The sequence below is a fragment of the Streptomyces sp. CRN 30 genome (assembly GCF_034105845.1).
Window position 1 is genome coordinate 19,330 of the sequence record NZ_JAVRHI010000444.1, and the last position, 9,620, is coordinate 28,949.

6 protein-coding genes and 1 pseudogene are annotated in these 9,620 nt (G+C 73.1%); 5 read left to right on the forward strand and 2 right to left on the reverse strand.

The window, feature by feature from the left end:
• Positions 1-46 precede the first annotated feature (46 nt).
• The 4 genes from UW392_RS49940 to sucD all read left to right on the forward strand — a co-directional run bounded on the left by UW392_RS49940 (position 47) and on the right by sucD (position 5,392).
• Positions 47-1,327 carry a VWA domain-containing protein gene (locus tag UW392_RS49940; protein ID WP_320782054.1) on the forward strand — a complete coding sequence of 427 codons (1,281 nt, stop codon included), beginning with the start codon at positions 47-49 and terminating at the stop codon, positions 1,325-1,327.
• A 141-nt stretch (positions 1,328-1,468) separates the two neighbouring features.
• Positions 1,469-2,587, forward strand: a complete 1,119-nt coding sequence (locus UW392_RS49945; protein WP_320782055.1) for a hypothetical protein — start codon at positions 1,469-1,471, stop codon at positions 2,585-2,587.
• Positions 2,588-3,303: 716 nt separating this feature from the next.
• On the forward strand, positions 3,304-4,479 hold the full coding sequence (sucC, locus tag UW392_RS49950) for an ADP-forming succinate--CoA ligase subunit beta (protein ID WP_320782056.1): 1,176 nt from the start codon (positions 3,304-3,306) through the stop codon (positions 4,477-4,479).
• Between the two features lie 28 nt (positions 4,480-4,507).
• The gene (gene sucD, locus UW392_RS49955) at positions 4,508-5,392 is read left to right on the forward strand and encodes a succinate--CoA ligase subunit alpha (RefSeq protein ID WP_320782057.1); all 885 of its coding nucleotides are present in this window, start codon (positions 4,508-4,510) and stop codon (positions 5,390-5,392) included.
• 104 nt (positions 5,393-5,496) lie between these two features.
• Here the strand turns inward: sucD and UW392_RS49960 are convergent, their stop codons facing one another.
• Entirely contained in the window at positions 5,497-7,014 is a 1,518-nt protein-coding gene (locus UW392_RS49960) for a helix-turn-helix domain-containing protein (RefSeq protein WP_320782058.1), read from the reverse strand.
• Between the two features lie 96 nt (positions 7,015-7,110).
• On the opposite strand from UW392_RS49960, the gene UW392_RS49965 reads away from it, so the two are divergent.
• Positions 7,111-9,132, forward strand: coding sequence for a DUF6350 family protein (locus UW392_RS49965; protein WP_320782059.1), 2,022 nt, complete (start codon positions 7,111-7,113; stop codon positions 9,130-9,132).
• A 37-nt stretch (positions 9,133-9,169) separates the two neighbouring features.
• Here UW392_RS49965 and UW392_RS49970 read toward each other — a convergent pair.
• A pseudogene (locus UW392_RS49970) lies at positions 9,170-9,620 on the reverse strand (hypothetical protein); the annotation flags it as partial.

The following is a 9,620-nucleotide window of genomic DNA, read 5'->3' on the forward strand; positions in this document are numbered from 1 at the left end:
GACGGGCCGGGACACGACGGATGGGGGCATGTCGGTTGGAGACACGATGGTTGGAGACACGACGGGTGGGGGCGACGGCGTGACGACGGGCTCCGTACGACTGCCGGGGCAGCCGCTCGCGCCGGAGCGGCCGGAGCGGCCGGAGCAACCGGAGAGGCCAGAGCGGCCGGAAGGGCGGGAGGGGCCGGAGGCGGAGCGGTTGCGGCGGTGGCGGCTGGTCCTCGGCGGCGGTGCGGCGGACGGCACCGGATGCACGCTCTCCCCGCACGACGCCAGCATGGACGGAGCGCTCACCGCGCTCTACGGGAAGGGGGACAAGCCGCGGACAGGGCGGGACCGTTCGGCCGGGCTCGGGGCCTCGGCGCCCTCCGTGGCGCGCTGGCTCGGGGACATACGGAAATACTTCCCCTCCTCCGTCGTCCAGGTGATGCAGCGCGACGCGATCGACCGGCTCGGTCTCTCCGCGCTCCTGCTGGAACCGGAGATGCTGGAGGCGGTGGAGGCCGACGTGCACCTGGTCGGCACGCTGCTCTCGCTCAACAAGGCGATGCCCGAGACGACGAAGGAGACCGCTCGCGCCGTGGTGCGCAAGGTCGTCGAGGACCTGGAGAAGCGGCTCGCCACCCGTACCCGGGCCACGCTCACCGGCGCCCTCGACCGCAGCGCGCGGATCAGTCGGCCCCGCCACCACGACATCGACTGGAACCGCACGATCGCGGCCAACCTCAAGCACTACCTGCCGGAACACCGCACGATCGTGCCGGAGCGGCTGATCGGCTACGGACGGGCGTCCCGGTCGGTGAAGAAGGAGGTCGTCCTCTGCATCGACCAGTCCGGGTCGATGGCGGCGTCGGTGGTCTACGCGTCGGTGTTCGGGGCGGTGCTGGCGTCCATGCGGTCGATCAGCACCAGGCTCGTCGTGTTCGACACGGCGGTCGTCGACCTCACCGATCAGCTCGACGACCCGGTCGATGTGCTCTTCGGTACGCAGCTCGGCGGCGGTACGGACATCAACCGGGCGCTGGCGTACTGCCAGTCGCAGATCTCCCGGCCCGCGGACACGGTCGTGGTCCTGATCAGCGACCTCTACGAAGGGGGCATACGCGACGAGATGCTGAAGCGGGTGGCGGCGATGAAGGCGTCGGGAGTGCAGTTCGTGACCCTGCTGGCGCTGTCCGACGAAGGGGCGCCCGCCTACGACCGCGAGCACGCGGCGGCGCTCGCCGCGCTGGGCGCACCGGCCTTCGCCTGCACGCCCGACCTGTTCCCGGACGTGATGGCGGCGGCGATCGAGAAGCGGCCGCTGCCCATACCGGCCACCGTGTGAGCACCGTGTGACTACCTGCCGGTAACGAAGGGCTTGCGCGAACTCCGTACTCCCGTGCGAGGATCAGCGCTTGTCGACGGAGCCGCATGCTTCGGTCACCCCTGACGCCCACCTCGTTCCGCTCACGGGAGGCAGTGTCCCTTGTCCTGGCCGGCCGCTCTGCTCGGTGCCGCCCGGCGCGCGGTGCGCCCGGTGGCCGGGCGGTGTGTGCGGCGAGGGGTGCTGTGGGCGGGCGGAGTGTCCGCCGTCCTTTCCTTCCTCTTCTTCCTCGGGCTGTTCTTCGGGCAGTCGGCGGAGGCTGCCGAGGGGGCCGGGGGAGCGGGGGCGACGTCCGCGGCTGTCTCGGCGCCGAAGGCGGTAGTCCAGCCGAAGTCGGTGGTTCAGGAGCCGCATCTGGAACCAGAACCGGCGACGACGCCTACGTCTGCGCCCACGTCGCCTTCGACACCAGTGACGCCGCCTCCGTCCGCTCCGTCGGCCTCGCCGGTTTTGCCGTCCGAGTCGCCCGGTCAGAGACCGGAACAGCAGCCCCAGGACCAGGACCAGGACCAGGACCAGGGACAGTCATCCGTCGTCCTGCCGGGTCTTGTGGATCTGCCGATCCTGTCCGACCTTCCGGTGGTCTCCGACCTGTTGCCGGCCCTTGCCGAGCTGCCGGTGATCTCTGATCTGCCGCTCGTGTCCGATCTGCTCGGGGGCACGGTGACGGTGCCCGCGTTGCCGGTGGCGCCTGTCGAGCCGGAGACCCCCGTGATACCGGAACTGCCGGTGTGGCCGACGCTTCCGGGGCTGCTGCCCGCGCAGCTGCTGCCCGCGCCGGTGGAGGCCGTGCCGGGCGGGTCCGGGTCGGCCGGGCCGGGATCGCCGGCGGACACGGTGGCCGGGTCGGCGGCGGGCGGACAGCGGGCCGATGGTCGTGCCGGTGAGGGCCGGCGTGGTGCGGCGGTCGTCGGGGTCGGGGCGTACGGGCCGCGGTTCGACGCCACGGTGGGCTCGGACGCCGGGTCGGGTCGGGGCGGTCGGCCGGTCGCGGCCGACGGATACGCGCCCGGCACGGTTCCGCGGTTGCCCGCGGGGGATCCCGACGGGGCACTGGGACACGCGGCCGCCGGCGATCACGGCACTCCGCGCCACGGTGACGCGTCGGCCGTCGCCGCCGACGTCCGTGTGCCGCTGCGTCTCGCGCCCGGCGCGGTCGAACGGGCCGACGCCACCGGTACGCGCGACCGGTATCGGGACATACCCGTTTCTCCTGCCTAGGCACGCCGCCTGGATCACCGGACACCGGACACCGGATCACCGGACACCGGATCACCCGGACCGTCCGATCCGAGTGCTGCGCGGGCGTACCGACGTCCCGGTGGCCCGACGCCCCGGCGACCGACGCCGCCAGGCCCTACGCCCGTGCCCCGCGCCCCTGGTAGCCCTCTCGCAACTCCCGTAACTCTCGTAACCCCTGTAACTCCCATGACCCCCGTACCGCCCGGCCCCCGCACCTGAGCCGGGTGTTCGACTCCGCGGTCGTTCCGCCGCTCGACGCAGGCCGAAATCCGTCGGTCCGTCCGGTGGCGGTGGTGGTCGCGGTCGGGGCGGTCGGTCCTCATGGGTGAGGACCGACCGCCCCGCCCCGGAGAACCGGTTCCACCGGACCCCGGGGTGCTCACCGGCCTCACCGGGCCAACCCCAGCCCGGTGAGGCCTTCCACGCCGACGCCTTCCGATGGCCCCCGCTCATCCCCCTGTCCCTCTCGCGCGGCACCCCGTGCCAGAGAGGGCGGCATCATGTGACAGGTATCACCGCTCAGGTGTGAGATGAGATTTAGAGACCTCCCGCAAGCGGCGATAACCTGCGAGACGGACATGCCGCGCGCTCGGACACCGTGTGCGCCCTCCTAGTGACAGCGGACGTCACGTTGCCCTTCGCGGCACGCCCACGCATCCAACGAACCGCGAGATCACTGATAGGGACGGAAGCGCGTGGACCTGTTCGAGTACCAGGCGAGGGACCTCTTCGCCAAGCACGATGTACCGGTGCTGGCCGGTGAAGTCATCGACACGCCTGAGGCGGCCCGCGCAGCCACTGAGCGCCTCGGTGGCAAGTCCGTCGTCAAGGCCCAGGTGAAGGTCGGCGGCCGCGGCAAGGCCGGCGGCGTGAAGCTCGCCGCCTCGGCGGACGAGGCCGTCGCCCGCGCGACGGACATCCTCGGCATGGACATCAAGGGCCACACGGTCCACAAGGTGATGATCGCCGAGACGGCCCCCGAGATCCTGGAGGAGTACTACGTCTCCTTCCTCCTCGACCGTGCCAACCGCACCTTCCTCTCCATCGCCTCCGTCGAGGGCGGCATGGAGATCGAGGAGGTCGCGGCCACCCGCCCCGAGGCCGTCGCCAAGACCCCGATCGACGCGATCGACGGCGTGACGCCGGAGAAGGCGCGCGAGATCGTCGAGGCCGCGAAGTTCCCGGCCGAGGTCGCCGACAAGGTCGCGAACGTCCTCGTCACGCTCTGGGACACCTTCATCAAGTCGGATGCCCTCCTCGTCGAGGTCAACCCGCTCGCGAAGGTCGCCTCCGGTGACGTCATCGCCCTGGACGGCAAGGTGTCGCTCGACGACAACGCCGAGTTCCGGCACGACTGGGACGAGCTGCACGACAAGGCCGCGGCCAACCCGCTGGAGGCCGCCGCCAAGGAGAAGAACCTCAACTACGTCAAGCTCGACGGTGAGGTCGGCATCATCGGCAACGGCGCGGGTCTCGTCATGAGCACCCTGGACGTCGTCGCGTACGCCGGTGAGAAGCACGGCAACGTCAAGCCCGCCAACTTCCTGGACATCGGCGGTGGCGCCTCCGCCCAGGTCATGGCGGACGGCCTGGAGATCATCCTCGGCGACCCGGACGTCAAGTCCGTCTTCGTCAACGTCTTCGGCGGCATCACCGCCTGCGACGAGGTCGCCAACGGCATCGTCCAGGCGCTGAAGCTCCTGGAGGACCGCGGCGAGAAGGTCGAGAAGCCGCTCGTCGTCCGTCTCGACGGCAACAACGCCGAGCTGGGCCGCAAGATCCTCACCGACGCCAACCACCCGCTGGTGCAGCGCGTCGACACCATGGACGGCGCGGCCGACAAGGCCGCCGAGCTGGCCGCCGCCAAGTAAGCACTCAGGACGAGGACATCAGAACACCATGGCTATCTGGCTCAACAAGGACAGCAAGGTCATCGTCCAGGGCATGACCGGCGCCACCGGCATGAAGCACACCAAGCTCATGCTGGGTGACGGCACCGAGGTCGTGGGCGGCGTGAACCCGCGCAAGGCGGGCACCACCGTGGACTTCGACGGCACCGAGGTACCGGTCTTCGGCACCGTCAAGGAGGCCATCGAGGCGACCGGCGCCAACGTCTCCGTCATCTTCGTGCCGGAGAAGTTCACCAAGGACGCCGTCGTCGAGGCCATCGACGCCGAGATCCCGCTGGCCGTCGTGATCACCGAGGGCATCGCCGTGCACGACTCGGCGTCGTTCTGGGCGTACGCCGGCAAGAAGGGCAACAAGACCCGGATCATCGGCCCGAACTGCCCCGGCATCATCACCCCGGGCCAGTCCAACGTCGGCATCATCCCGGGCGACATCACCAAGCCGGGCCGCATCGGCCTGGTCTCGAAGTCCGGCACGCTGACGTACCAGATGATGTACGAGCTGCGGGACATCGGCTTCTCGACCGCCGTCGGCATCGGTGGCGACCCGATCATCGGCACCACGCACATCGACGCGCTCGCCGCGTTCGAGGCCGACCCCGAGACCGACCTGATCGTCATGATCGGCGAGATCGGCGGCGACGCCGAGGAACGGGCCGCGGACTTCATCGCGAAGAACGTGACCAAGCCGGTCGTCGGCTACGTCGCGGGCTTCACCGCGCCCGAGGGCAAGACCATGGGCCACGCCGGCGCCATCGTCTCCGGCTCGTCCGGCACCGCCCAGGCGAAGAAGGAGGCCCTGGAGGCCGCCGGTGTGAAGGTCGGCAAGACCCCGACCGAGACCGCCAAGCTCGCCCGCGAGATCCTCAACGGCTGAGTCGGCGGCACACGCACGTAGTGACTGCTCACTACTGACGTACGCACGCGCGAGGGCCCGCCTCCCTTTCCGGGAGGCGGGCCCTCGCGCGTGCGCGCACCGGGTCAGCGGCTCTGCGGCACCAGCCGTTCCGGCCCGTCCTGCAACTCCTCACGCAGTTTGCCGCGCAACTCGATCTCCTCGTCCGACAGCGCGCCCGGCGCCACCCTCGGCGGCACGCCCCGCACCGTCTCGCCCGCGGGGACCGGCGGCTCGTACTTCGTGGGCGCCGTCCGCAGGGTCAGCGCCGTCGTCCCGATCAGGGCGGCGGTGAAGGCGATCGCCGCCCGGGTCAGCAACCGCGCGCGGCGCTCACTGCCCTTGCGCACCGTCGGCGGGTCGGCCGCCCGCAGCCGCGCGGTCGACGCCAGTTCGGCGAGCCGCCGGTGCAGTTCCGTCGGGTCGGCCAGCTCCGGCAGCCGGGTGGCCACGGCCTCGCGGGCGCTCAGCAGACGGTTCGCCGCCGCCGGGGTGCTCGCCTCCGTCTCGGCGGCCGTCTCCGGCAGGTCGAGGCCGACCCCGTCGTAGAGCAGCAGGGTGCGGCGGTGGGACGGGGGGAGTTTCAGCAGGGCGTCCAGCAGGACGCGGCCGGCGGCGTCGGGGGCGGGCGGTTCGGGGCGCCGGTGGCGCAGGCGCAGGCGGTGCCAGGGGGAGAGGGCGTACTCGTACGCGGCCGCCCGGACCCAGCCGGCCGGGTCGCGGTCGCGGGCGACCTCGGGCCAGCGGTCCCAGGCGAGCTGGAAGGCGCGCTCGACGGACTCGCGCGCCAGGGCGCACCGGCCGGTGAGGAGGTAGGTCTGGCGTACGAGGGCGGGGGCGCAGAACGTGTACAGCGCGTCGTACGCCGCGGCGGGCGTGAGCGCGGCCGGCCCGTCCTGCGCCGTGGCTGCCCCGGCCTGCGCCCCGGCCGCCGGGTCGGCGCCATCACCGGCACCGTCTTCGGCCGAGCCCACGACTGACGCGTCTTCCGCAGCCGCAGCCCTAGTCGCAGCCGCAGCCCCAGCCGCAGCCGCGGTCGAATTCGGAACCGCAGTCGCCGCGGTCGTGCTCGCCGCCGCCGTGGTGGATTCCGCGGCCCCTTCTCCAGAGGCCGGGCCCGGCCCGCTCACCGCTCCCTCACCCGGCTCGGGTCGCGGAGCGCCGTCCTCGGACGGCCCGGCGGCGGGGTCCGCAGCCCCTGCGGCCGTCCCCTCCGGCTTCTCCGATTTTGTGAGGACCGTCGCGCGTGGGGTGTCCAGTCCTACGACGGCCACCTCCGCGTCGATGTCCACCGCGGTCGGCGCGGTCGGCGCGGTCGGCGACATCGGTGGGGTCGGCGACGTCGGTGGGGTCGGTGAGGGCGTCGCGCCGTTGTCCGGGGTTCTCTTCGCCGGGGACGCCTCCCGGGCCAGTCTGGCCAGCTGCTTCGCGTACGCCTCCCGCTTCCGGCCCCGCGGCGTCGTGCGGCCCGTCTCCCACGCGCGTACCGTCTCGCGGGTGACCCCCACCCGCGCCGCGAGCTGAGCCTGCGTCAGCGAGGCGGCTTCGCGCAGGCGGCGGCGTGCCTTGGGAGGGGGAAGCGGAATGGCAGGACTGTCCGTCACCAGGCGCCCCTCCGTGCGAAAAAGTACATAAACGTATATTGAGCGACACAGCGGAGCTTCGCCTGTTACGACGGGAAAGCGCGTGTCGTTGGGAGCATGACCGGCGTGACCCCCACGACGACCGCTCGCCGACCGACGTTGATGCTGTCCCTGCTGCTCACCCGCTGGCGCGACCGTTCACCTGGGCTGGCCGCCGGGCTGCTGGGCGGCGCGGTCGCCGCCGGGCTCGGCCTCGGTTCGCTCGCCGTGCTCGTGACGGTGCTCTGGATCAGTTCGCCCTCGCCCGACACCGGACCCGGTGGCGCCCTGCACACGGCCACGGCCCTGTGGCTCCTCGCGCACGGCGTCGAACTGGTGCGCGTCGACACCCTCTCCGGAGCCCCCGCTCCCGTCGGGGTCACCCCGCTGCTCCTCTCCCTCCTGCCGGTGTGGCTGCTGCACCGGGCCGCGCGGGACGCCACCGAACCGGGCGACGGCATGGGCGTCGTCGTCGGCCCGCCCGGCGCCGTCGGCGTCCGCGGCCTGCCCGGCCCCGGCGCGGACCGGGACGCGGGACCGCCGCCGGTCTCCGCGCGGATCGCCTGGACGGGCGTGGTCCTCGGATACCTCGCCGTCGCTCTGCCCGTGGCGCTCTACGCGGACGGCGGGATGCTGCGGCCCACCTGGACGGCGGTGGTGTGGCTGCCGCTGGTCACCATGGCGGCGGCCGGCGCGGGCGTGTGGACGGCGTTCGGCCGGCCGGGCGGCCCGGTCGGCCGGGCGCTGCACGTCCTCCCTCGCGGCCTGCGCGAACTGGTCGTCGAACCGGACGCCCGAATGGGTGCCTCGGCGCGGGCCGCGGGCGCCGGGGCGGCGGTGCTCGTCGGCGGCGGGGCGCTGCTGCTCCTGGTCTCGCTGGTGGGGCACGGCGGGGCGGCGAGGGGGTCGTTCGCGCGACTGTCGGACGGGTGGGCCGGTCAGGTCTCCGTCCTGCTGCTCTGTCTCGCACTGGTGCCGAACGCGGCCGTGTGGGCGGCGGCGTACGCGCTCGGGCCGGGGTTCGTCCTCGGCACCGGCCATGTCGTCGGCCCGCTCGGTTCGGCTCCGGCGTCACTGCTGCCGCCGTTGCCGCTGCTGGCGGCGGTGCCGGACGCCGGCGCGGGTACGCCGTGGCACTGGGTGGTCGGAGCGGTGCCGGTGGCGGCCGGGGTGGCGGTGGGGTGGTTCACGGCCCGGTCGGCGACGGCACCCGCGCGCCCGCCGGTCCCGACGGTCACCTCGCCCGTCCCGACGGGCATTTCACCGCTCCCGGCGAGGATCTCCCCGGTCCCGGCGGCCTTCCCCGCACCTGTTCCCGTGCCCGCCTCCGCGACCACGGTGTCCACCGGCAGCCCCTGCCCGGACGCCCCGAACGCCACGACCGATCCGTCCGTCCCGGCTGACCCGGCTGACCCGGCGAATCCGTTCGACCCGGCCGACGCGTGGCCCGCGCGACGTACGACCGTCGCCGCGACCGTCGCGGCGGTGCTGTGCGCGGTACTGGTCGCCCTGCTCACCGCAGTGGCCGGAGGCCCGCTCGGCAACGACGCCCTCGCCGGCTTCGGACCGGTGTGGTGGCAGACCGGGACGGCGACACTGGCCTGTGTCTGGACGACGGCCGTCCCCGCGGCGCTGGTCGTACGGGCATGGCGCTGCCGCCGACCACGTCCCGGCCCGGCCGGAACGGCGAGCGCGCCTCGGCCCACGAGCCCGGAGAACGAGCATGCCGGCTCCCTCCGCAACCGGTTCCGCCCCCGCTCCCGCCCCCGCCTCCGCTTCCCCGTACCGGCCGTCCGCCTCACCCTGCGCGGGAAGCCCCGGACGGAGTCACGGATGGGCCCCCGTCCGGAGGACACCTCCCCCGGACAGCCCACGTCCCCGGCCCCCGCCGCTCCCCGAACCCACCAGAGCCCGCCGAGCCCACTGAATCCGCCGAGCCCGCCGAGCCCACTGAACCCTCCAGACGCCCTCGACGCCCTCGATACCTTCGACGCCTTCGACGCCTTCGACGCCTTCGACGATCACGACGCCACCTACGGCCTGCACGACGCCGCTGCCCCCTACGGCCTCCGCGACGCCGACGACCCGCACGCCCCCTGACGGAGAACCCGGGAGCATCCCGGAGAACCGGCGGGCGTCAGCCCTCCGCGTCCAGCACGCCCCGCAGCTGCTCCGGCAGATGCCGGCTGCACGACTTCTCGGCCGCGTTGGTGAGGGCGTCGTTCCGGCAGGTGTAGTAGTCGCTGTAGACCAGTTGCGCGGCGAAGGACGCGGCGACCAGCAGGATGCCCAGCGAGGCCGTGACCAGGCCGCTCACCGCGGCGGTGGTCTGCGGGCGGCCGGGACCCGGCTCGGGTGCCGGCCGGTTCGCGGCGTCGGCGGTGCCGGTCCTGGCGCGCAGGGCACTGATCCCCCAGTACAGGGCGAGCGCGCCCAGCAGCAGCGCCACGTACGGCCAGCTGAACAGGGCGAAGAACAGGGCCCACATGCCGCTCAGCAGCGCGTACCGCGCGCGGCGCTGGGCGGGGTCGGCCGGGTCCCAGCGCGGGCCCGGACCGCCCGACGGCTGCTCGGGGCCGCCACCGGGG

What these genes read in the sequence shown, in the direction of transcription:
- UW392_RS49965 (WP_320782059.1), top strand. Translation starts at nt 7,111, where the DNA reads ATGACCGGCGTGACCCCCACGACGACCGCTCGCCGACCGACGTTGATG.
- sucD (WP_320782057.1), top strand. Translation starts at nt 4,508, where the DNA reads ATGGCTATCTGGCTCAACAAGGACAGCAAGGTCATCGTCCAGGGCATG.
- UW392_RS49940 (WP_320782054.1), top strand. Translation starts at nt 47, where the DNA reads ATGGTTGGAGACACGACGGGTGGGGGCGACGGCGTGACGACGGGCTCC.